This is a genomic window from Sinimarinibacterium arenosum (genome assembly GCF_005047655.1).
Taxonomy (GTDB): Bacteria; Pseudomonadota; Gammaproteobacteria; order Nevskiales; family Nevskiaceae; genus Solimonas.
Genome location: NZ_SUKF01000003.1, coordinates 297,100 through 316,945 on the forward strand (window position 1 = coordinate 297,100; position 19,846 = coordinate 316,945).

General features: G+C 60.9%; 24 protein-coding genes. 18 read left to right on the top strand and 6 right to left on the bottom strand.

The annotated features are described in order from the left end of the window. Positions 1-6 precede the first annotated feature (6 nt). From E4T66_RS07675 to alr, 8 genes are all read left to right on the top strand, one after another. On the top strand, positions 7-288 hold the full coding sequence (locus tag E4T66_RS07675; RefSeq protein ID WP_136848361.1) for a septum formation initiator family protein: 282 nt from the start codon (positions 7-9) through the stop codon (positions 286-288). A 30-nt stretch (positions 289-318) separates the two neighbouring features. Beyond that, positions 319-1,002: a 2-C-methyl-D-erythritol 4-phosphate cytidylyltransferase gene (gene ispD, locus E4T66_RS07680; protein ID WP_282706991.1), complete on the top strand. Its 684-nt coding sequence runs from the start codon at positions 319-321 to the stop codon at positions 1,000-1,002. Between the two features lie 42 nt (positions 1,003-1,044). After that, positions 1,045-1,566 carry a 2-C-methyl-D-erythritol 2,4-cyclodiphosphate synthase gene (gene ispF / locus E4T66_RS07685; RefSeq protein WP_136848364.1) on the top strand — a complete coding sequence of 174 codons (522 nt, stop codon included), beginning with the start codon at positions 1,045-1,047 and terminating at the stop codon, positions 1,564-1,566. Between the two features lie 149 nt (positions 1,567-1,715). Continuing rightward, complete coding sequence (gene rpsF / locus E4T66_RS07690) at positions 1,716-2,165, top strand: 30S ribosomal protein S6 (RefSeq protein ID WP_136848366.1); 450 nt, start codon at positions 1,716-1,718, stop codon at positions 2,163-2,165. A gap of 3 nt (positions 2,166-2,168) precedes the next feature. Beyond that, a complete protein-coding gene (gene rpsR / locus E4T66_RS07695; protein ID WP_136848368.1) occupies positions 2,169-2,396 on the top strand; it encodes a 30S ribosomal protein S18 in 228 nt (75 codons plus the stop codon). Between the two features lie 11 nt (positions 2,397-2,407). Next, entirely contained in the window at positions 2,408-2,869 is a 462-nt protein-coding gene (gene rplI / locus E4T66_RS07700) for a 50S ribosomal protein L9 (RefSeq protein ID WP_136848369.1), read from the top strand. A 149-nt stretch (positions 2,870-3,018) separates the two neighbouring features. Continuing rightward, positions 3,019-4,377, top strand: coding sequence for a replicative DNA helicase (gene dnaB / locus E4T66_RS07705; RefSeq protein ID WP_136848687.1), 1,359 nt, complete (start codon positions 3,019-3,021; stop codon positions 4,375-4,377). Continuing rightward, positions 4,374-5,471, top strand: a complete 1,098-nt coding sequence (gene alr, locus E4T66_RS07710) for an alanine racemase (protein ID WP_136848371.1) — start codon at positions 4,374-4,376, stop codon at positions 5,469-5,471. The genes dnaB and alr overlap by 4 nt, the downstream gene beginning before the upstream one ends. Before the next feature lie 34 nt (positions 5,472-5,505). Here the strand turns inward: alr and E4T66_RS07715 are convergent, their stop codons facing one another. The 4 genes from E4T66_RS07715 to E4T66_RS07730 form a co-directional block, all read right to left on the bottom strand. Next, the gene (locus tag E4T66_RS07715; RefSeq protein ID WP_136848373.1) at positions 5,506-5,799 is read right to left on the bottom strand and encodes a hypothetical protein; all 294 of its coding nucleotides are present in this window, start codon (positions 5,797-5,799) and stop codon (positions 5,506-5,508) included. A gap of 101 nt (positions 5,800-5,900) precedes the next feature. After that, the gene (locus tag E4T66_RS07720; RefSeq protein ID WP_136848375.1) at positions 5,901-6,596 is read right to left on the bottom strand and encodes an FHA domain-containing protein; all 696 of its coding nucleotides are present in this window, start codon (positions 6,594-6,596) and stop codon (positions 5,901-5,903) included. Continuing rightward, positions 6,597-7,418, bottom strand: a complete 822-nt coding sequence (locus E4T66_RS07725; protein WP_136848377.1) for a Stp1/IreP family PP2C-type Ser/Thr phosphatase — start codon at positions 7,416-7,418, stop codon at positions 6,597-6,599. Between the two features lie 3 nt (positions 7,419-7,421). After that, positions 7,422-10,085, bottom strand: coding sequence for a CHASE2 domain-containing serine/threonine-protein kinase (locus E4T66_RS07730; RefSeq protein ID WP_248679523.1), 2,664 nt, complete (start codon positions 10,083-10,085; stop codon positions 7,422-7,424). A 107-nt stretch (positions 10,086-10,192) separates the two neighbouring features. On the opposite strand from E4T66_RS07730, the gene radA reads away from it, so the two are divergent. Beyond that, positions 10,193-11,551 carry a DNA repair protein RadA gene (radA, locus tag E4T66_RS07735; protein WP_136848379.1) on the top strand — a complete coding sequence of 453 codons (1,359 nt, stop codon included), beginning with the start codon at positions 10,193-10,195 and terminating at the stop codon, positions 11,549-11,551. Positions 11,552-11,591: 40 nt separating this feature from the next. On the opposite strand, the gene E4T66_RS07740 is transcribed toward radA, so the two are convergent. Both E4T66_RS07740 and E4T66_RS07745 read right to left on the bottom strand, forming a co-directional pair. Then, positions 11,592-12,893 (bottom strand): HlyC/CorC family transporter, encoded by a 1,302-nt coding sequence (locus tag E4T66_RS07740; protein WP_136848381.1) that lies wholly within the window; start codon positions 12,891-12,893, stop codon positions 11,592-11,594. Positions 12,894-12,980: 87 nt separating this feature from the next. Further along, positions 12,981-13,766: a cytochrome C assembly family protein gene (locus E4T66_RS07745; RefSeq protein WP_136848382.1), complete on the bottom strand. Its 786-nt coding sequence runs from the start codon at positions 13,764-13,766 to the stop codon at positions 12,981-12,983. Between the two features lie 96 nt (positions 13,767-13,862). Between E4T66_RS07745 and E4T66_RS07750 the strand changes: the two genes are divergently transcribed. From E4T66_RS07750 to E4T66_RS07790, 9 genes are all read left to right on the top strand, one after another. Next, on the top strand, positions 13,863-14,633 hold the full coding sequence (locus tag E4T66_RS07750) for an MBL fold metallo-hydrolase (RefSeq protein WP_136848384.1): 771 nt from the start codon (positions 13,863-13,865) through the stop codon (positions 14,631-14,633). A gap of 72 nt (positions 14,634-14,705) precedes the next feature. Then, positions 14,706-16,070: a signal recognition particle protein gene (ffh, locus tag E4T66_RS07755; RefSeq protein WP_136848386.1), complete on the top strand. Its 1,365-nt coding sequence runs from the start codon at positions 14,706-14,708 to the stop codon at positions 16,068-16,070. A 2-nt stretch (positions 16,071-16,072) separates the two neighbouring features. After that, positions 16,073-16,657 carry a TlpA family protein disulfide reductase gene (locus E4T66_RS07760; protein WP_136848388.1) on the top strand — a complete coding sequence of 195 codons (585 nt, stop codon included), beginning with the start codon at positions 16,073-16,075 and terminating at the stop codon, positions 16,655-16,657. A 67-nt stretch (positions 16,658-16,724) separates the two neighbouring features. Continuing rightward, a complete protein-coding gene (gene rpsP / locus E4T66_RS07765) occupies positions 16,725-16,976 on the top strand; it encodes a 30S ribosomal protein S16 (RefSeq protein ID WP_136848390.1) in 252 nt (83 codons plus the stop codon). A gap of 3 nt (positions 16,977-16,979) precedes the next feature. After that, positions 16,980-17,504: a ribosome maturation factor RimM gene (gene rimM / locus E4T66_RS07770; RefSeq protein ID WP_136848392.1), complete on the top strand. Its 525-nt coding sequence runs from the start codon at positions 16,980-16,982 to the stop codon at positions 17,502-17,504. Beyond that, a complete protein-coding gene (gene trmD, locus E4T66_RS07775) occupies positions 17,504-18,253 on the top strand; it encodes a tRNA (guanosine(37)-N1)-methyltransferase TrmD (RefSeq protein ID WP_136848394.1) in 750 nt (249 codons plus the stop codon). Before rimM ends, trmD begins: the two co-directional genes overlap by 1 nt. A gap of 5 nt (positions 18,254-18,258) precedes the next feature. Then, positions 18,259-18,612, top strand: a complete 354-nt coding sequence (gene rplS / locus E4T66_RS07780; protein WP_136848395.1) for a 50S ribosomal protein L19 — start codon at positions 18,259-18,261, stop codon at positions 18,610-18,612. Between the two features lie 161 nt (positions 18,613-18,773). After that, positions 18,774-19,625, top strand: a complete 852-nt coding sequence (locus tag E4T66_RS07785) for an SPFH domain-containing protein (protein WP_169577554.1) — start codon at positions 18,774-18,776, stop codon at positions 19,623-19,625. A 12-nt stretch (positions 19,626-19,637) separates the two neighbouring features. Next, on the top strand, positions 19,638-19,841 hold the full coding sequence (locus E4T66_RS07790; RefSeq protein WP_136848399.1) for a type II toxin-antitoxin system antitoxin: 204 nt from the start codon (positions 19,638-19,640) through the stop codon (positions 19,839-19,841). Positions 19,842-19,846: the final 5 nt, after the last annotated feature.

The following is a 19,846-nucleotide window of genomic DNA, read 5'->3' on the forward strand; positions in this document are numbered from 1 at the left end:
CCGGGCATGAACCGGCGCACAGCCATCATTGCGGGTCTGGTCCTGGTGTTGCTGGGATTGCAGTGGCGGCTGTGGATTGCTGACGGTGGTGTGTCGCATACCCATCGCTTGAAGCAGCAGGTCGCGAAATTCAGCGACCAGAACGAGCAGCTGCGCGTGCGCAATGCGGCACTGGATGCCGAGGTCCGTGATCTCGGCACCGGCACCGCGGCGATCGAGGCGCGGGCGCGGACGACGCTGGGCATGATCAAGCAAGGCGAGACGTTCTATCTGGTTGTCCATCGCTGATCCGTGCCGCTCGCTTGCCGCTATTGGGCTGTGATCCCTGCCGCGGGTGGCGGCAGTCGCATGGGCGTTGCCCGACCCAAGCAGTACCTGCCCCTGCGCGGGCGGGCGTTGCTGGAATGGAGCGTGGCTCCATTTCTCGATCTGGAATGGATCGATGGTGTGGTGGTGGTGCTGGCGCGCAATGACACCGAGTTCGGGAAATTGCCTCTGGCCCGACACCCGCGCCTGACCACGATCGTCGGCGGCAGCGCGCGGGCGGATTCGGTGCTTGCCGGACTCGCGTTGGTGGCTGAGCGCAGCATCGCCGGCGCCGAGGTTCGGGTGCTGGTTCATGATGCGGCGCGGCCATGTGTCAGCTGGGCCGACGTCGAACGTCTGCGCGACGAAGCCAGTGATCGCGACGGGGGGCTGTTGGCGTTACCCGTTGCCGACACGCTGAAGCGTGCTCATCAGGGGCGTGTTGCCGAGACCGTTGATCGTGCGCAGTACTGGCGCGCGCAGACGCCGCAGCTGTTTCGGCTTGATCTACTGCTGGCGGCGCTGCGGGCGGCGGCGGCCCGCAAGACCGAAGTCACCGACGAGGCCAGTGCGATGGAGCAGGCGGGCTACGCCCCCCGGTTGGTCCGCGGTCGTGAATCGAATATCAAGGTCACATTTCCTGAGGACCTCAAGCTGGCGGAGTTCTGGCTGGCGCAACAGCAGTATCTGTCGTGAGCGCCGCTCCCTGATGTTCGCAATGTATGCCAGTCTAGGACGATGAGTTCGCACGAATCAGAAGCGACGCCTCCGTCGCGGCGCGCCCTTCGCATCGGTCAGGGCTATGACATCCACAGGCTCGAGCCTGGCAACGGTGTCACCCTGGGTGGAGTCTTCATCGCCTGCGAGTACCGCATCGTTGCGCACTCGGATGGCGATGTTCTGATTCATGCGTTGTGTGATGCCCTGCTGGGCGCCATTGCGGGCGGCGATATCGGACATCTGTTTCCGGACTCCGACCCGCGCTTCGCCGGAGTCGATAGTCGCCGGTTGCTCGCCGAAGTGATGCAGCGGGTGCGCGTAGCGGGTTACGCAGTTGGTAACGTCGATCTGTGTCTGATCGCGCAGGCGCCGCGGGTTGCGGCGCATGTCAATGCCATGCGCGCGGTGCTGGCGGCCGATCTGGGCGTGCCGCCTGACTGCGTCAATGTCAAGGCGACGACCAACGAGGCGCTCGACGCGATCGGGCGCCGCGAAGGTCTGGCCGCCCAGGCGGTGGTGCTGCTTGAGGCTCACCCCTGATACGCCGATTGCATCAAGCCGCTGATTAACCTAAGATTCGCGCCCCGCGCACGTTGCTGCGTGGGATTTTGTTGTTCCCACTTGCCCCACGACGTTTTAGATGATCGGGGGCCATGCGACAGAAATTCGCATGTTCACAAGGAGATACGATGCGTCACTACGAAATCGTGGTCATGGTGCACCCGGACCAGAGTGATCAGGTTCCGGCCATGATCGAACGCTACAAGGGCATGGTCGAGGCCGGCAACGGCAAGGTCCATCGCCTCGAAGATTGGGGCCGCCGCCAGTTGGCGTATCCGATCGCCAAGGCGCACAAGGCGCACTACGTTCTGATGAACGTGGAAATCGGTCCGGAGACGCTCGACGAGTTCGAAAACGCGTTCCGTTTCAACGACGCGGTGATCCGTCGCCTCGTGGTGAAGACCGACAAGGCCGTGACGGCGCAATCGGCGCTGTTCAAGGTTCCCGAGGAAGAGAAGAAGCCTGGCGAGTATCGCAATCGCCGCGACGATTCCGATGAAGGGACCGACGGTAGCGATGACAATGTGGATAACGGCAGCGCGGACAACAGCCCCGCTGCAGAAGAGACAGGAGCCTAAGCCATGGCGCAGTTTTTCCGTCGCAAGAAGTCGTGCCGGTTCAGCGCCGAGGGCGCCCCGGAGATCGACTACAAGGATCTCAACGTGCTGAAGCAGTACGTTGGTGAGAATGGCAAGATCGTGCCGGCCCGCATTACGGGGACCAAGTCGCGCTATCAGCGTGAACTGGCGCTCGCGATCAAGCGCGCCCGCTTCCTGGCGCTGTTGCCGTACAGCGACAGCCACGGCTAAGGGGAAGCTCAATGCAAGTCATTCTGCTCGAGAAGATCAAGAAGCTTGGCGATCTCGGTGATACGGTCGAGGTCAAAGCCGGTTTCGGACGTAACTACCTGCTGCCGCAGGGCAAGGCGCTGCCGGCGACCGAGAGCAACCGCGCAGTGTTTGAAGCGCGCAAGGCCGAGCTGCTGAAGAAGGCGCAGGACAGCGTCAAGGCGGCCAAGCTGCGTGCCGAGAAGATTGCCGGTCTGACCTTGACGATCAAAGCGCTGTCCAGCGAAGAAGGCAAGCTCTACGGTTCGGTCGGTCCGGCTGAAATCGTCGATGCCGCCGCTGCGGTCGGTGTGGATCTGCACAAGAACGAAATCGACATGGTCAGCGGCCCGATCCGCGCGACCGGCAGCTTCGACGTCGAAGTGCAGCTGCACTCTGAGGTTATTGTCGGCCTGACGGTTCTGGTCCAGGACAGCAAGGGTCCGGTTGCCTGATCGCGCTGCGTTCATGTGCTGTGAAAAGTGGCCCGCCTCCAGTGCGGGCCACTTTGTTTTTACCGCTGTATGCGTCCGAGCTGCCGCGGTAACATGCCTCTTCTGCAATGGCTGATCGCGATCCTACCTTGAGCATTCCTGCTGCCAAGCTGCAAGCGCAACCCAAGTTGCCGCCGTATTCGATCGAGGCGGAACAGTCGGTCCTGGGCGGTCTGATGCTGGACAACCGTGTCTGGCCCGATCTTGCCGGGTACCTTTCACCCGAGCATTTCTATCGCGAAGATCATCAGCTGATTTACCGCGCGATCTGCGAGCTGGTGGGTGGCAATCGCCCCTGTGACTTTGTGACCCTGTCCGAGCATCTCAAGGCGCAGGGCAAGCTTGAGGAGGCTGGCGGCCTCGGCTATCTCGGCAGCATCGCCAATGAAACCCCGAACGCGGCCAATGTGCAGGCCTACGCGGAGATCGTGCGCGAGCGCGCGGTGTTGCGTGGGCTGGTCCAGGTCGGCGGCAACGTGGCCGAGCTCGGTTATCGGCCGGAGGGCAGACACTACTCCGAGCTGCTGGATGTCGCCGAGCAACAGGTCCAGGGTTTGAGGTCGCGCGCCGAAAATGCGCGGTCGACCTACTTCGACATGCCCGAGCTGATGAACAAGCTCGAACGCAAGATCGAGCATCTGCGCCAGAATCCAGGCGGTCTCGCCGGATTGTCCACCGGTCTTACGGATCTCGATGCCAAGACCACAGGTCTGCATCCAGGGGATCTGGTGATCCTCGCTGGTCGTCCGGCGATGGGTAAAACCAGTCTCGCGCTGGGCATCGCAGAGCATGTGGTGCTGTACGAGCGCAAATCAGTCGCAGTGTTCAGCATGGAAATGCCGGCCGAGCAGCTGGCAATGCGTATGGTGTCATCGTTTGCCCGAATTCCAATGGGCAAGCTGCGCAGCGGCGAGCTTGAGGATCGCGACTGGGATCGCCTGATTTCCCAGGGCAGCCTGATCCGGGATGCGCCGCTGTATATCGATGAGACCGGCGGCTTGTCGCCGTTGGAAATCCGTGCGCGCGCGCGCCGGATCAAATCACGGCATGGTCTCGGCCTGATTGTGGTCGACTACCTGCAGCTGATGCAGGTGCCGGGCACCAAGGACAATCGTACCGGTGAGATCGCCGAGATTTCGCGCAGTCTCAAGGCGATGGCCAAGGAATTGGAAGTGCCGGTGATTGCGCTGTCGCAGCTGAATCGCGGCGTCGAGCAGCGTGACAACAAGCGGCCGCGGATGTCCGACTTGCGCGAGTCCGGCGGTATCGAACAGGACGCTGACCTTGTTGCGATGATCTACCGGGACGAGGTTTACAACGAGAACACCCCGGACAAGGGCATCGCCGAGATCATCATTACCAAGCAGCGCAATGGTGAGCTGGGCACGGTGAGGGTGTCGTTCCTCGGGCAGTACACCCGGTTCGAGAATCTCGCGCAGGGTTACGCCGACTACGATCATTCCGAATGATTCCGCGCGTTACAGCGACGATCGATCTGGCAGCGATCCGCAACAATCTGGCGGTAATCCGGCGGCTAGCGCCGAAATCCCGCGTTATGGCTGCGGTCAAGGCCGATGCCTACGGCCACGGCGCGGTTGCAGTGGCGCGTACTCTCGAGGCAGCATCAGTGGACGCCTTGGCGGTGGCCTGCCTCGAGGAGGCGATGACCTTGCGTCAGGCGCATATCCAGGCGCCGATTGCTCTGTTGGAGGGAGTGATTTCGATCGAGGAGGCAGCGCTCGCTGTGTACGAGCGTCTGCAGGTCGTTGTCCATGATCACTGGCAGATCGCCCTGCTGGAGCAGCTCCCGCAAACCGCGCGTTTGTCGCTTTGGTTCAAGCTGGATAGCGGAATGCATCGGCTGGGCTTTCCGTTGAGCGACGTGCCGCGTCTGGCTGAAGTCTTGCGGCGTCATCCAGGATGGCAGTTCGAGGGTTGGATGACGCATCTGGCCTGCGCCGATGAGCCGGACAATCCGTTCACAGCGACACAGATCGAAGCGTTCGACACCGCGTTGCGCGGCGTGCCCGGTCACCGTTCGATTGCCAATTCCGCTGGGATCATCGGCTGGCCGCAGGCGCGCGTTGATTGGGTGCGGCCGGGCTTGGCAATCTATGGCTGCTCGCCAATGCCGGACGCCGATGCGCGCAGTCTCGGACTGCAGCCAGCGATGCGTCTGGAGGCGAGGGTGCTCGCGGTGCGCCGATTTGCTGCTGGCGAAAGTATCGGCTACGGGCGCAAATTTATTTGCACCGAGGAAATGCCGATTGCGGTGGCATCGATCGGTTATGCCGATGGAATGCATCGAGCGTTTCGTGACGGTACGCCGGTTCGAGTGCGAAATCGCACCGCAGTACTGGCGGGGCGGATATCGATGGACATGATCACGATCGACGTGCGTGCGGTTCCGGACGTCCAGGTTGGTGATCCGGTTCTGCTATGGGGCGGCGACCTGCCGGCCGAAGAGGTTGCCCGCTATGCCGGGACCCTGTCGTACGAACTGTTCTGCGGCCTGACCCAGCGTGTCAAGTTTCGGCACATCAACGGCGCCGGTATCGCTTGATGCCGCGGCAGCGGCGCAAGAAGGTCCGCCTGGATTAACGAACGGCTGGGGATAGCTTGCGCAGGGCGTCTGCGGTCGTGGCGGCACCGCTGCGGTCAATCTGCTCACGGGTAATGACCTGGCCGGGAGCATTGACACAAGGGTGTTTGGCATCGCGTTGCAGATGGCTGCCCGTCTGGGTCAAACAGTTTTCCGTTTCCGCGGGGGCAGTGGCGGATTCCTGTTGTTCAGACTCTGCTGTAGCGGACTGTACATCGGCCGCATATAGGGCTACGGGGGCAAGCGCGATTGCGCTGACGGCCACCAGTTGTAGAATCCGGAATTGCATGGCCAAGGCTCCAGACCAAGTCGATTACCAAAGTATGCGCTTTCGCGGCTGGTGACTGCCAGCGCGAAAACCGTGTCCGAATGCAGCGCGCGGGTGCAGTGTTACTTGAGCAGCATGAAGGTCATTTGAGTGCCGACCAGTTCCACACTGTCGCCATCGCTGAGCTTGCGAGCGGTTGACTCGACGGGGGCGCCATTGTGCAAAGGCTTGGCGCCGCCGCTCTCGCCGCCGACGTGGACGATGTAGTAGCCGTCGGCGCGTCTAGTAATTGCGGCCACTTGCACGCCAGGCTTGCCGATCGTGGTCAGTGCCTTGGACAGCTCCAGTTCCTTGCCTTGGTTGGGGCCACTGGTAACACGGAGTTTGCCCAGCAGCGGGCGCGCCGTGGTTGGCGGAGGCGACCCCGGAATACTGCCTGCTTCTGTTGCAGCGCCGATGTGCCGGTCGAACGCGGCGCCCAATTGCCCCGGCTTGAGGATCATGGTCTTTTCGAAGTCGTCGTCTGCAGCGGCTTCGCCTTCGTACTTCAGTGTGTTGCGTCCGATGCTGATCAGATCGCCATCAGAAAGCGGATGCTTGGCGATTGCTTTGCCATTGACCTGGGTGCCGTTGGTCGAGTCGAGATCTTCGAGAAACGAATCCTGCAGGATCGTGATCACCACCGCGTGATGCCCGGACACGGCCTTGTCGTTGAGCGGGATGTCGTTGTCCGGGTGCCGTCCGATCGTGACCCGTTCCTTGGTCAGCGGAAAATCCTGCGACTGGCCGGTGCTGTCGGTGATGATGAGCTTGCCCATTTAGAACCATTCCATTAGACGTTCGTACCAACGCCGGCCCCGTGCGAATGATGAGTCGATTCGCGCGAGTACGACGGAAACATTGTCCTTGCCACCATTCTGGTTGGCGATCTCGACCAGCGCTGCCGCCATTTTCTCCAGATTATCAGCATACTTTCCGACAGTTGCGCTAATGATTTCATCCGCGACCATGTCGGTCAAACCATCTGAGCACAGCAGCAGGATGTCACCAACCTCGACGGGTTCTTCGATGATGTCGACCAGCACGTCGGGTTCGACCCCCAGCGCCCGCGTGACAATGTTCTTCCGCACCAGCCGGGAGGCCTCTTCGCGGCTGTAGTGCCCGCGGGCGATCAGTTCTTCGAGCAGGGAATGATCGCGGGTGATTTGCTCCAGATGTCCGCTGCGATAGCGATACAGGCGAGAATCGCCGACGTACGCGATCGAGGCGCGGTCATCGTGCAGGACGCACACGACGATGGTAGTGCCCATTCCTGCGCATTGCGGCTGGCTGATGGACGCGCCATGAATGGCGCGGTGAGCCTGCTCAACCGCATCCTTGATGATCAGCGCTTCACCGCTGTAGCCACTTTCTGCATCAATGTGTCCTGTGCGGCGTTCGCTCCAGCGGCGCTGTGTCACGTCGAGAACGGTGGCGACTGCGATCCCGCTGGCAATCTCGCCGGCGTTATAACCCCCCATGCCGTCCGCAAGCACCAGCAGTCCGATATCTGGCACTTCTCCGACCGCGTCCTCGTTGTTGTTGCGTACGAGACCTGTATGGGTCATCGACGCCGAGGCCACCTTGCCGTTCAGAGCCATCGGTCAGGCCGTGCCGAGTGTTGCCAGCACACCGCGAAGGTCGCGCGCAAACTCAGCGCCGCGCTGATAACGCGCATCTGCATTTTTCTGCAACGCGCGATCAATGATCGGGTCGAGACCGGGCGGCAGGTCGGGACGCAGCATTGACAGCGGTGCGTGCGGTTCGTTGGTGATTTTCATCATCAGCGCCGCCATCGATTCGGCCTGGAACGGCAACGATCCACACAACAGCTGGTAGAGCGTGACGCCGAGTGAGAACAGATCCGAACGTCCGTCGACCTTCTTGCCGGCGAGCTGCTCAGGTGACATATAGCTGGGAGAGCCCAGTACCATGCCGGTCTTTGTTTTGCTTGAATCCGTGATCCGGGCGATGCCGAAGTCCATTAGCTTGAGTGTGCTGGTGGCTTCTATCAGCATCATGTTTGCCGGCTTGATGTCACGGTGCACGATGCCATTGCCGTGAGCGTAGTCGAGTGCATCCGCAGCGTCAGAAATCAGACGCAGCACGTCGCCGACCGGCAGCAGATTATTTGCCTTCACATGACGGGTCAGATCATGACCGCGGATGAACTCCATCGCGATGAATGCCAAATCGTGTTCCTCGCCGGCGTCGAAGATTGACACGATGTTCGGATGCGTCAGGCGGCCGGCAGTTTCAGCTTCCCGGAAGAAGCGTTCCTTCACACTTTGCAGTTCGTCTGGCTCGAACTCCTGGGACAGTGCCATGGTCTTGATGGCAACCTGACGCCCGATCTTCGGATCCTTGCCCATGTAGACGATGCCCATGGCGCCCTTGCCCAACTCTCTCTCGACCTGGTAGCGGCCGAGCATGGGCTTCTCCAGTTGCTGGGTCGCATCCAGCACCATCGTGCCCCCGGGATGCGATCCGCTACCGCCCAGAATCACTGTTTCCGACAGCTTCTTCGCGCGGCTGAGCTTCTGCTGGATATCGCGGAAATCGCGATTGAATCCGGCGATGTATTGATACGCTGATTCGGCTTTGTTGAATTGGCGCTTGCGCTCGAAGTCCAGCGCCAAGTTGTAGATCAGATCAAGCAGCTTGTCATCGACCGGCTGCACGCGGCGGAATTTCTCGAACGCCATGTCGAGCTGTCCCTGACCTTGAAACGCAAGGCCGAGCATTCGGTTGGACTCGGCGCCTTCGGTTTCGCTGCTGAGTTTGAGGCGTTCGGTGATATTGAATTTCTTGACCGTCATGAACGCATGACCGCTGAGCAGCAGCAGCGTGGCGACGGTGAGCTTGATCCACATGGCCTCGCCGGCCATCAAGCCAATTTGTGCGGCCAGCAGGCTGATGGCAAGAGCGACGGTCAGAATGGCGGCAGCGGTCGCCTTCAGGCGGGGCAGCAGCAGCGCGAGATACAGGCCGATCGCGAGCAGCACGCCCAGTTCCGCCCACGCGGCCCAGGCCGGGCGGACGAAGAAGTCCTGCTGCAGTAGGCTGGACACGCTGTGGGCAAGCGTGATGACCGGGGAGGTTGATGCAGATACCGGGGTCGCGAAAGTGTCACCAGTGCCGATCGCGGTTGTCCCGATCAGCACAATCTTGCCCTTGTATTTTTCCAGCGGAAGCTTGCCGCTGAGCAGGTCGTAGGCTGAATCCACGGGGAATGGCGGCTGGCCGTCGGCGCCTGCATAGAAATGCGTATACATACGCAGCGCCGGGCTGGTGGCGATGCTCAGTCCGCCCAGATTGACGCCTTCGCCCAGGCGCACTTCGATGTCAGCGGGTGTCAGGTTTAGCGCGCGGGCTGCGATCATCAGCGACAGCGAGGGATAGAACTCATCGAAGTACTGCAGTACCAGCGGTTCGAAGCGCACTGCGCCGTCGACGTCGGGGGTTGCGTTCAGGTGTCCGACGGCGACCGCTGCTGCGCCCAGCTCGGCGATCGGTGCCTGGAGGCCGCGGACAGGGATGGGCAGTGCTCCACGGGTGCGGGCATCCACGCGATCGGCGATGTTAGTCAGCGCATCACGTCGAATGTAGTCCGGCAACGGGGCGTCAGGTCGGCCTTGCGGGCGCCCGATTTCGAACACCATGGGCAGCACCACATCACCACTGGAGGTGATTGACTCGGCCAGTGCTTTGTCCGGTGCGCCAATGCGGTCTGCTGCCTCCGATAGGCGCTGCAACAGCGCGGTCATCAGTGACCGATAGTCGCGGCTCAGCGCCGACTCATGAAATGCCTGGGCGACGCCTGCAATGACGGGTGCGGATTTCGCGGTTTCCTCCAGCATCAGATTGAAAGTGTCGATTTCAACCGGAATCTGCTGTGTGAGGGGTGACGCTGCCAATTCATCGGCAGTCTGCTGTAAGACAGCGGCGCCCTCACTCTGCTCGGGCTCGAGATATAGCGCTGTGCTGCCGATGACCTTGGCACCGCCTTGATGCAGTCGGTCGATCAGTTGCGCCTGTAGCTTACGCGGCCATGGCCAGCGACCCAGATTGCGGATCGATTCGTCATCGATCGCGACCACCGCGATGCGATCCGACGGCGTGCGTTCACGAGTGCGCACGCCGAGGTCGTAGCTGTAGCGCTCGATCGACTGGAAGGTGTCGCTGAACACGCCGTATGCCAACGCGAGAAAAATGACAGTGAATATGGACGCCGCGAGCCAGTCCTTTGACCAGATCTTATTGTTCACCGGCAGCTCCCCCTGAGCGATTGGGCTAATCTGATAGTACCGGTTTTCGGGCGCGGAATATGTCGAGCAGCGCACGTCGTTGCTGCCGACTCAAGGGATGATCGTTGATGGCCAAGTCGCGTAGCGAGTATGTCTGCCAGAGTTGTGGCGGAGTTCAGCCCAAGTGGGCCGGGCAATGTCCGGAATGTGGCAGCTGGAACAGTCTGGTCGAGGTTGCGGCCGCGGGGCCGCGTACGTCGCGCAGCGGCGGCATGACCGGTGCCGCATCGACAAGGATCCAGATGCTGTCAGAGGTTGCGGTGGATGAAGCGCCGCGTGCTGCCACCGGTATGCCGGAAATTGATCGTGTACTCGGGGGTGGCGTGGTCCCCGGAGCAGTGATTCTGATTGGTGGGGATCCGGGCATTGGCAAGTCCACCCTGCTGCTACAGGTACTGTCAGCGCTGCAGGGGCGCTTGTCGACGTTGTATGTGACGGGTGAAGAGTCGCTGGCGCAGGTGCACCTCAGGGCACAACGTCTGGGACTGGTGGATCTCGACTTGCCGGTGTTGGCAGAAACCTCAGTCGAACAGATCCTCGCGCAACTGTCGCGGTCGAATCCCGGCTTCGTGGTCATTGATTCTATTCAGACGCTGTACACCGAGACGCTGGATTCGGCGCCGGGATCAGTGTCGCAGCTGCGCGAAACCGCAGCACAGCTTGTGCGATACGCAAAATCAACGCGCACCGCAATCGTGTTGGTGGGGCATGTCACCAAGGACGGCGCAATCGCTGGTCCTCGGGTTTTGGAGCATATGGTCGACACCGTGCTGTATTTCGAGCACGACCCCGGTTCACGCTTCCGCATCATCCGAGCGATCAAGAACCGCTTCGGCGCCGTCAATGAGCTTGGCGTGTTTGCGATGACGGACGGAGGCCTGAAGGAGGTCAGCAATCCTTCCGCGTTGTTTCTGTCACGCCACGCCGAGCCGGTGCCGGGTAGCGTGGTGACGGTGGCCCGTCAGGGCAGCCGCCCGCTGTTGGTCGAAGTCCAGGCTTTGGTGGATCGTTCCATGGTCGGGACACCCCGGCGTGTAACGTTGGGCCTCGAAGGCAATCGCCTGAACATGCTGATGGCGGTGCTCCACCGGCATGGTGGTATCGCGCTGGGCGATCAGGATGTGTTTGCGAACGTCGTTGGCGGTATGCGCATCCAGGAGACCGCGGCTGATCTGCCGTTGCTGCTTGCGGTGCTATCGAGCTTTCGTTCACGTCCCTGGCCGGGAGACTGGGTCGTGTTCGGCGAGATTGGTCTGGCCGGGGAGGTGCGGCCGGTGGCTGGTGGCGAGGAGCGCCTGATCGAGGCGGCCAAGCATGGATTCAAGCGCGCCATTGTGCCCGCGGGCAACAAGCCGCGACGCAGCCTCAGTTCAGCGTTGGAGATCGTTGCTGTGGGGCGACTGTCCGAGGCAATCGAACAGTTCTAGCTTTTAGCTGGCCGCTGTGCGCGACGGTGCGAGGCAAGGCTCAGGCACGCGCGGCCTTCGCGGCTTTGCCGAGCAGATTGGCGGCTGCAGGTGGCCAGATCCGAGTGCCCTTGATCGCGTTTGCGCGCATTTCGGTGATCTCGAACTGGTATCCGCCGATGGCGACTTTGGCGCCAGGCTGCGGCAGGCTTTCAAGCTTCTCCAGCAGCAGGCCATTGATGGTCTTGGGGCCGTTGGTGGGCAGCTTCCAGCTGAGATTCTTGTTCAGGCTGCGGATCGTCACAGAGCCCGTTACCCGATAGCTGCCGTCCGGATCTGCATACACGTTCTTGATGCGGGTGGCGGGATCCGAGGTGAACTCGCCGATGACTTCTTCGAGGATGTCCTCGAGCGTGACCAGGCCCTGGATGTCACCGTATTCGTCAACCACGAAGCCGATGCGACGCTTCTGGTTCTGAAAATTCAGCAACTGCTGATTCAGCGGTGTTCCTTCGGGGACAAAGTAGGGTTCACGCGCTAGCCCCTGCAATTCGGAGACATCGAGTTTGCCTTCGGAGACCAGCCCGACAACGCGACGCAGATGGACCACACCCTTGAGATTGTCGATCGAACCGTCAAACAACGGCAGCCGCGTGTGCTGACTGCTGATGACGGATTCGAGTAGGGTTTCCCAAGGTTCCGAGATATCGATGCCGATGATTTCGTTACGCGGCACCATGATGTCCTCGACCGTTGCCTTCTCGAGGTCGAGAATCGACAGCAGCATCTTTTGGTGGCGCTGAGGAATCATTGCGCCGGCTTCGGCGACCACAGTGCGCAGCTCTTCGGTGCTCAGGCTGTGCTGTGCCGCATCTTCGGGCGTCACCCCGATCAGTCGCAGCAAGCCATTGCTGATCAGGTTTACAGCCCAGACCAACGGATAAATCAGTCGCAGCAAAGGCCACAACACATACGCAGCAGGAACGCCGATGCGTTCAGGGTGTAGTGCGGCGAGGGTCTTGGGTGTGACTTCGGCAAAAATCAGCAGCAGCAGCGTGGTTGCGGCCGTGGCAACGGCGATGCCGGTGTCGCCTGGGAAAATACGCAGACCAATTATGGTTGCGACCGAGGCAGCGAGCGTATTGATGAAGTTGTTGCCGAGCAGAATCGTGCCGATCAATCGATCCGGACGTTGCAGCAGACTGTGCGCAAGTTTGGCGCCGCGCTCGCCTTTCTGCGCCCGGGTCTTGATTCGATACCGGTTCAGCGTCATCAGCCCCGTTTCGGAGCCAGAGAAAAAGGCAGAGCAGGCTAGCAGTACCAGCAGCAACCCGAAGAGGGCAGGTAACGGAATATCGTCCAAGAGCGCGGTCAGCGGTGGCCGTGTCGAATCTGCTAGTTATCGAAAGCAGAGGGGGTCTGTCAACTGGGGCTACATTAAGAAGCTGCGCTAACTCCAGTGCTCACCAAGAATTTGTTCTAAAACCAGCTTGCTGCCGAAGTATGCCAGGACCAGGACAAGATAGCCTGTCAGCGTCCAGCGGATCGCGGCGCGGCCGCGCCATCCGTGGCGCAGGCGCCCCCACAGCAGGACCCCAAAGATTAGCCAGGCGGTGATCGACAGGACGGTTTTGTGAGCCAGATGCTGAGCCATCCAGTCGCGGATGAACCAGAGTCCCGACAGTAACGTCAGAGACAGCAGGACAAAACCAATGCCGATCAGCTGGAATAACAGGCGTTCCATCGTCTGCAGGGGCGGCAGGGCACGTGCCATCGGTGTGACGCGGCGTCCGTGCAGCAGGCGATCCTGCACCGCCAGCAGTCCTGCTTGAACCGCAGCAAGCGTCAACAGGCCGGCCGACAGCAGGGACAGCACGATATGAGTCCGTGCCTTCCAGTCGACGCTTTCGATATTGCTGATCGGTGAGGGGAAGGCGCTGGCGATCATCGCTGCGAGGCCGGCGATGGGGTAGATCGCGGCGCCCATCATTTTCAAGGGTTCACGGAAACACAGTGCCCACAGCAGCAGTGCGGACTGCCAGGTGAACAGCGAGATGGCTTCGTTGATCCCGATCGTGACCGCGCCACCATGGAATACATGATGTCCGAGGGTCCAGCCGTGCAGGGCCAACGCCAGTGGCGGTAGCCAGTGGTCGAGCGCCTGGTAGGTATTGCGGCGTGCCACCAGGGCGGCCGCAACCAGGTAGATAATGAGAGCAATCGCACTGAATATCATGGGGGTCGCAGCATATCATTGGCGCTCGGTGGCGTTGCCGGATTGCTGACGACGCTGTGCTAGCATGCGTAAAACGCGAATGAGGGCCCCTGGTGCATGCGGATCAAGGTGCTCGGATGTAGTGGTGGCGTCGGGCCTGGACTTCGGACGACCAGCCTGCTGGTCGATGACGATTATCTGATCGATGCTGGCACGGGCGTCGGCGATCTTTCGCTTGCGCAGCAGCAGCGCATCAAGCGGGTATTCCTGACGCACAGCCACCTGGACCACATCTGTGGACTGGCGTTTATGGCAGACAACTTGTTTGGACTGATCGATCGGCCGCTGGAGGTCTATGCCACCTCTGAAACGCTGGCAGCGATTCGCGAACACATCTTCAACTGGCAGATTTGGCCGGATTTTTCGATGCTTCCGGATGAAACCACGCCGTTGCTGAAGTGGTGCGAGCTGGGCGTCGGGCAGACTTTCGAGCTGGACGAGCAGCGACGTCTGACAGCGTTTCGTGTTTTGCACACGGTTCCGGCGGTGGGCTACGCCATCGAAGGGCGCCGAGGCATCTTTGCCTTCAGCGGCGACACCTACGCGGACGACCAGCTGTGGGCATTTCTCAACTCCCTGCCTCAACTCGACAAGCTGATCATCGAAATCGCGTTCCCGGACGAGCAGGCTGCGCTGGGGTACGCGTCCAAGCATTTCACGCCGTCACTGCTGGCGGCTGAGCTGCAGAAGCTGAACCATCGACCGCGTTTGTACCTGACCCATGCCAAGCCGGGCTGCGAGGCGGTCATCGAGCGACAGTGCAAACAGGCCTTGCGGGGATGGGATTACGATCACCTTCGCCGCGGTGACACCATCAGTTTCGATTAAATGCAGCGCTGAAACGGGCGGTTACAACGGCAGACCGCTACAATCGGCGCCTTTCCATGTGTGTCGAAATCCATGTTTGAAAATCTCACAACGCGCCTTTCGCGGGTGCTCGACAGCATTCGGGGCCAGGGACGGCTGACCGAAGACCAGATTAACGCCGCCGCACGTGAGCTGCGTATGGCGTTGCTGGAAGCGGATGTTGCGCTACCTGTCGTCAAGGACTTCATCGAGCAGATCAAGCAGAAAGCGTTGGGTGTCGAGATCACCCAGTCGTTGACGCCTGGTCAGGAATTCCTGCGTCTGGTGCAGCGCCAGCTGACAGAGACCCTGGGTGGCAGTGCGGAACCGCTGAATCTGCGCCAGCAGCCGCCGGCGATCATTCTGATGGCGGGTCTGCAGGGTTCCGGCAAGACCACGACGACGGGCAAGCTCGCGCTGCTGCTGAAGGAGCGGGAAAAGAAAAAGGTAATGGTTGTCTCCTGCGACGTCTATCGCCCGGCGGCAATCGAGCAGCTGCGAATCGTGTCCGGAAACGTCGGCGTGGACTTCTTTGGATCGGAGGTCGGGCAGGACCCCGTGTCCATCGCCAAGGCGGCTTTGGCCGAGGCCAAGAAGCAATATGCCGACGTGTTGATCGTTGACACCGCGGGCCGTACCACGGTCGATGCTGCGATGATGCAGGAGATTGCGGCACTGCATGAAGCATTGCAGCCGGTCGAGACGCTGTTCGTGGTCGACAGCATGACCGGTCAGGATGCAGCCAAGACTGCGCGTGCGTTTGCCGACGTGCTGCCGCTGACCGGCGTGATTCTGACCAAGGTCGACGGCGATGCCCGCGGTGGAGCGGCGTTGTCGGTGCGGCAGGTCACCGGCAGGCCGATCAAGTTCATCGGCGTCGGTGAAAAGTCCGACAAGCTGGAAGTGTTCCATCCCGACCGCATCGCTACGCGGATTCTCGGCCAGGGTGACATGCTTGGCCTGATCGAGGAGACCGCGCGCAAGGTTGATCAGGACAAGGCGCAGAAATTCGCCGAGAAGCTGAAAAAGACCAAGCGTTTCGATCTGGAGGATTTTCGCGAGCAGATGATGCAGGTGCAGAATATGGGCAGCATGGCCTCACTGCTCGAGAAGCTGCCCGGTGGCGCGCAGATGCAGGCGCAGTTGCAGAACGTCAATGCCGACAAGCAGGTTCAGCGCACCATTGCGATCATCAATTCGATGACCCATCAGGAGCGCAAATTCCCGGATCTGATCAAGGCTTCGCGTAAACGGCGCATCGCCGCCGGCAGCGGCGTTGAGGTTCAGGAAATCAATAAATTGATGCGTCAGTTCGAAACCACGCGCGACATGATGAAGAAGGTTGCCAGCGGAGGGATGGGCAAGTTGATGCGCGGTCTGGCTGGGCGTTTGCCGCCCGGCATGATGCCGAGGCGCTAGGCATGCGCCGCGTTTGGCGGGGGGCACTGCTGGGTGCGCTGCTATCCTCGGCCTGCGCGTCGGCGTTTGCCGTGGACCCCGGGGTAGTTGCGCCTGAGGCTGCGGGCATCGTGCTTAACGGTGTAGCTGATCAGGCCAGAGTCAGTGCGCTGAAGGGGCGAGTGCTGGTGGTCGAGTTCTGGGCGTCCTGGTGCGGCCCCTGTGTGGAATCGATGCCGCGTCTGAATCAATTGCGTACCGAGTTGCACGGCGCAGGCTATGCCGATCGCTTTGAAGTGCTGGCCGTCGGTCTCGATACCTCGGTCGATCGGGCGCGGCGGTTTCTGGATCTGCACCCGGTGGGTTTCCCGGTGGTGGTCGATACCATTGGTATTGCGTCGAGAAATTACGGGGTATGGCGGTTGCCGGCCACTTTCCTGGTCGCTCCGGATGGGCATATCAACCAGATCTATCACGGTTATGGCCCCGAGTTCAGTGGTGACTTGCGAACGCGGGTGCTCGCGCTTTTACGTGCGGGACCGAATGCTGTTCAGAGCAAACCCGGGACCCTTCCGTTCGAATCTTCGCACGGCGCTGGAATTCCGTGAGGAAATCGCTACAATACGCGGCCTTTCAGCGGCCTGGCGCCGCTTTTGTCATTGGATAACGTCGAAGATGGTCACAATTCGTTTGGCTCGTGCAGGTGCAAAGAAGCGCCCGTTCTATCATGTCGTGGCAACCGAGAAGTCCAGCCCGCGTGATGGCCGTTTCATTGAGCGCGTGGGATTCTATAACCCGCTTGCGCGCGGAAACGAGCAGAAGCTGGTACTGGATCTGGCTCGCGTGGACTACTGGAAGCAGAACGGCGCGCAAGTGTCTGATCGCGTAGCGTTCCTGATCAAGGCCGCGCCGAAGCCGGCTGCCTGATTCATGGCGGCGACTCGGGTGACGCTGGGCCGCGTCGCCGGAGTGTACGGCGTGCGGGGGTGGCTGCGGGTGCATTCGCAGACGCGACCGGCAGAAAAGATTCTGGATTACCGGCGCTGGTGGATTCTTCAGCACGGTGAGGCCTATCCGGCAGAAGTGCTGGAAGGGCATGCACAGGGTAGCGGGCTGGTCGCGCAGATCAGCGACGCACGTGGCGAAGCGATCACCGATCGTGACGTGGCGGCCTCGCTACTTGGTGCGGAGATTCAGGTTGACCGCGCCGATTTGCCGCGGTTGCCGGATGGAGAGTTTTATTGGGTCGATCTGATCGGCCTGAAGGTTGAGAACGAGGCGGGCGTGCCCTTGGGGCAAGTTCGTGACGTTACAAGTAATGGCCCACAGGACATTCTGGTGGTCAAAGACGATGCTGGTGGCGAACGCTTGATCCCGTTTGTGCGGCCACAAATCGTCAAGAATGTGGAGCTGGACGCCGGTCGCATCGTTTGCGACTGGGATCCGGAGTACTGATGCGGATAGAGGTGATCAGCCTGTTCCCGGAGCTGGTGGAGCAGGTGGCGCGGCATGGAATGCCGCGGATCGCCGCTGAATCCGGGCAGCTGACGTTGTCGACGCGCAATCCGCGCGACTACAGCGTCAACCGCTGGCGACGTGTCGATGACCGGCCGTACGGCGGTGGGCCGGGCATGGTGATGGAGGCCGAGCCGCTGAGTGCGGCGGTGGCGGCATCGAAGCAGGCACTTGGCGTGGCGCGGGTTGTGGCATTGTCGCCGCAGGGTGAGCGCTTCGATCAGGCTTGGGCTCAACGATTGAGCGCGGAGCAGAATCTGATTCTGCTCTGTGGGCGTTACGAGGGGCTGGACGAGCGCTTCGTGGCGGCAGAAGTGGATTTGGAGTTGTCGCTGGGCGATTTTGTGTTGTCCGGTGGCGAACTGGCAGCAATGGTGGTGATCGATGCGATTGCTCGCCTGCTGCCAGGGGTGCTGGGACATGCAGAGTCTGCGGTGAACGATTCGTTCTCGGCAGGTTTGCTGGACCATCCGCACTACACGCGGCCAGAGTTGTGGCGCGGAGGCGGAGTGCCCGAGGTGCTGCTGAGTGGCGACCATGCGCGCATTACGCGCTGGCGTTTGAAGCAGGCGCTGGGTCAGACGTGGTTGAAGCGGCCCGATTTGCTGGAGCAGATTGGGCTCGATGATGACAAGAGAGTGCTGTTGGCGGAATTCATCCGTGAGCAGCGAGTAGACGAGCAAAGGTGAGCACGATGCGCACGAACAAGATCATTGCCGCGATCGAAGCGGAACAGATGAACAAAGAGGTGCCGAAGTTTGGCGCTGGCGATACGGTCGAGGTCAAGGTCAAGGTTCGCGAAGGCGACCGTGAGCGCCTGCAGGCATTCGAGGGCATCGTGATTGCCAAGCGCAATCGCGGCATGCATTCGGCGTTCACCGTGCGCAAGATGTCGCACGGTGAAGGGGTCGAGCGTGTGTTCCAGACCTACAGCCCGCAGGTTGCCGAGATCAAGGTCAAGCGTCGCGGTGACGTGCGTCGGGCCAAGCTTTACTTCCTGCGCGGTCTCTCGGGCAAGAAGGCCCGCATCGCAGAAAAACTCGACTAATCAGTGTGCTCGAGCGAAAAGCTCGAGCATATTCGAGTCAAATCCCGCAACTCCTTTGAGTTGCGGGATTTTTGTTGTCTGCGATTTTATGTGACATCGAATTGATATCACTTTAGTATTTCTCGCATCGTCGCCATTCCTTTCAGACGGGGAGCGCCATGATTAGAGAAACCGAACGTCGTACGGCAAATGGGCTGCTGGCACTGGCTGTCATGTTGCTGGCGCACCTCATTGGCGTGGTCATGCTGATCGGGCCGGCCAAATTTCTCGGCATCACGATCAATGTGCTGGCAGGTTTCTGCTGGATTGGCCTGTTCATGGTGCAGCCAAATCAAGCCAAGGTACTGCAGCTGTTTGGCGATTACGTCGGTACCGTCAGGACGCCCGGGTTGCGTTGGGCCAACCCTTTCCTAAGCAAGAAGCCGGTGTCGTTACGGATCCGCAATTTCGATAGCGACAAACTGAAGGTCAACGATCTGCACGGTAGTCCGATCGAGATTGGTGCGGTCATCGTCTGGCAAGTCGTTGATACCGCGGAAGCGGTGTTCGAGGTCGACGACTACGAACATTTCGTCAAGATCCAGGCTGAGTCGGCGCTGCGAGGTCTGGCGACGCGCTATCCCTACGATCTGGATGACGATGACAGGTCTTCACTGGCATTGCGCAGCCATGCCGATGCTGTCGCCCAACAGCTCGCGAGTGACGTCCAGGAGCGTTTGTCAAAAGCCGGGGTGCATGTGATTGAAGCGCGCATCAGTCACTTGGCGTACGCAGCGGAGATCGCCGGAGCGATGCTGCAGCGCCAGCAGGCAGCGGCCATCATTTCGGCGCGTCGGCGTATCGTCGATGGTGCCGTCGGAATGGTTGAGATGGCGCTCAATGAACTGGCGCAGAAGCAGGTCGTGAACCTGGATGAAGAACGTCGCGCGGCGATGGTGAGCAATCTGCTGGTGGTGTTGTGCAGCGATCGCGCAGTGACACCGGTGGTCAACACCGGCACCCTGTACAGCTAGCAAATCCCCGCCATGGCTGAGCGCAAAGCGTTCGCGCTGCGATTGCGTGCCGACGTGTTCAACGCGCTGCGGCGCTGGGCCGATGACGACATGCGCAGCGTCAACGCTCAGATTGAATTTTTGTTGCGTGACGCCTTGCTGCGGAAAGGGCGTCTGCCTGCGCCCGATGGTAATCGTCCCATCGCGGACGAAACCTCCGGCGACGCTAACGCCTGATGGTG

Bases quoted from the DNA above. Each gene is read 5' to 3' on its own strand.
- E4T66_RS07675 (WP_136848361.1), top strand. From the start codon at position 7: ATGAACCGGCGCACAGCCATCATTGCGGGTCTGGTCCTGGTGTTGCTG.
- ispF (WP_136848364.1), top strand. From the start codon at position 1,045: ATGAGTTCGCACGAATCAGAAGCGACGCCTCCGTCGCGGCGCGCCCTT.
- rpsF (WP_136848366.1), top strand. From the start codon at position 1,716: ATGCGTCACTACGAAATCGTGGTCATGGTGCACCCGGACCAGAGTGAT.
- rpsR (WP_136848368.1), top strand. From the start codon at position 2,169: ATGGCGCAGTTTTTCCGTCGCAAGAAGTCGTGCCGGTTCAGCGCCGAG.
- rplI (WP_136848369.1), top strand. From the start codon at position 2,408: ATGCAAGTCATTCTGCTCGAGAAGATCAAGAAGCTTGGCGATCTCGGT.
- alr (WP_136848371.1), top strand. From the start codon at position 4,374: ATGATTCCGCGCGTTACAGCGACGATCGATCTGGCAGCGATCCGCAAC.
- E4T66_RS07715 (WP_136848373.1), bottom strand. From the start codon at position 5,799: ATGCAATTCCGGATTCTACAACTGGTGGCCGTCAGCGCAATCGCGCTT.
- E4T66_RS07720 (WP_136848375.1), bottom strand. From the start codon at position 6,596: ATGGGCAAGCTCATCATCACCGACAGCACCGGCCAGTCGCAGGATTTT.
- E4T66_RS07725 (WP_136848377.1), bottom strand. From the start codon at position 7,418: ATGGCTCTGAACGGCAAGGTGGCCTCGGCGTCGATGACCCATACAGGT.
- radA (WP_136848379.1), top strand. From the start codon at position 10,193: ATGGCCAAGTCGCGTAGCGAGTATGTCTGCCAGAGTTGTGGCGGAGTT.
- E4T66_RS07745 (WP_136848382.1), bottom strand. From the start codon at position 13,766: ATGATATTCAGTGCGATTGCTCTCATTATCTACCTGGTTGCGGCCGCC.
- E4T66_RS07750 (WP_136848384.1), top strand. From the start codon at position 13,863: ATGCGGATCAAGGTGCTCGGATGTAGTGGTGGCGTCGGGCCTGGACTT.
- ffh (WP_136848386.1), top strand. From the start codon at position 14,706: ATGTTTGAAAATCTCACAACGCGCCTTTCGCGGGTGCTCGACAGCATT.
- E4T66_RS07760 (WP_136848388.1), top strand. From the start codon at position 16,073: ATGCGCCGCGTTTGGCGGGGGGCACTGCTGGGTGCGCTGCTATCCTCG.
- rpsP (WP_136848390.1), top strand. From the start codon at position 16,725: ATGGTCACAATTCGTTTGGCTCGTGCAGGTGCAAAGAAGCGCCCGTTC.
- rimM (WP_136848392.1), top strand. From the start codon at position 16,980: ATGGCGGCGACTCGGGTGACGCTGGGCCGCGTCGCCGGAGTGTACGGC.
- trmD (WP_136848394.1), top strand. From the start codon at position 17,504: ATGCGGATAGAGGTGATCAGCCTGTTCCCGGAGCTGGTGGAGCAGGTG.
- rplS (WP_136848395.1), top strand. From the start codon at position 18,259: ATGCGCACGAACAAGATCATTGCCGCGATCGAAGCGGAACAGATGAAC.
- E4T66_RS07790 (WP_136848399.1), top strand. From the start codon at position 19,638: ATGGCTGAGCGCAAAGCGTTCGCGCTGCGATTGCGTGCCGACGTGTTC.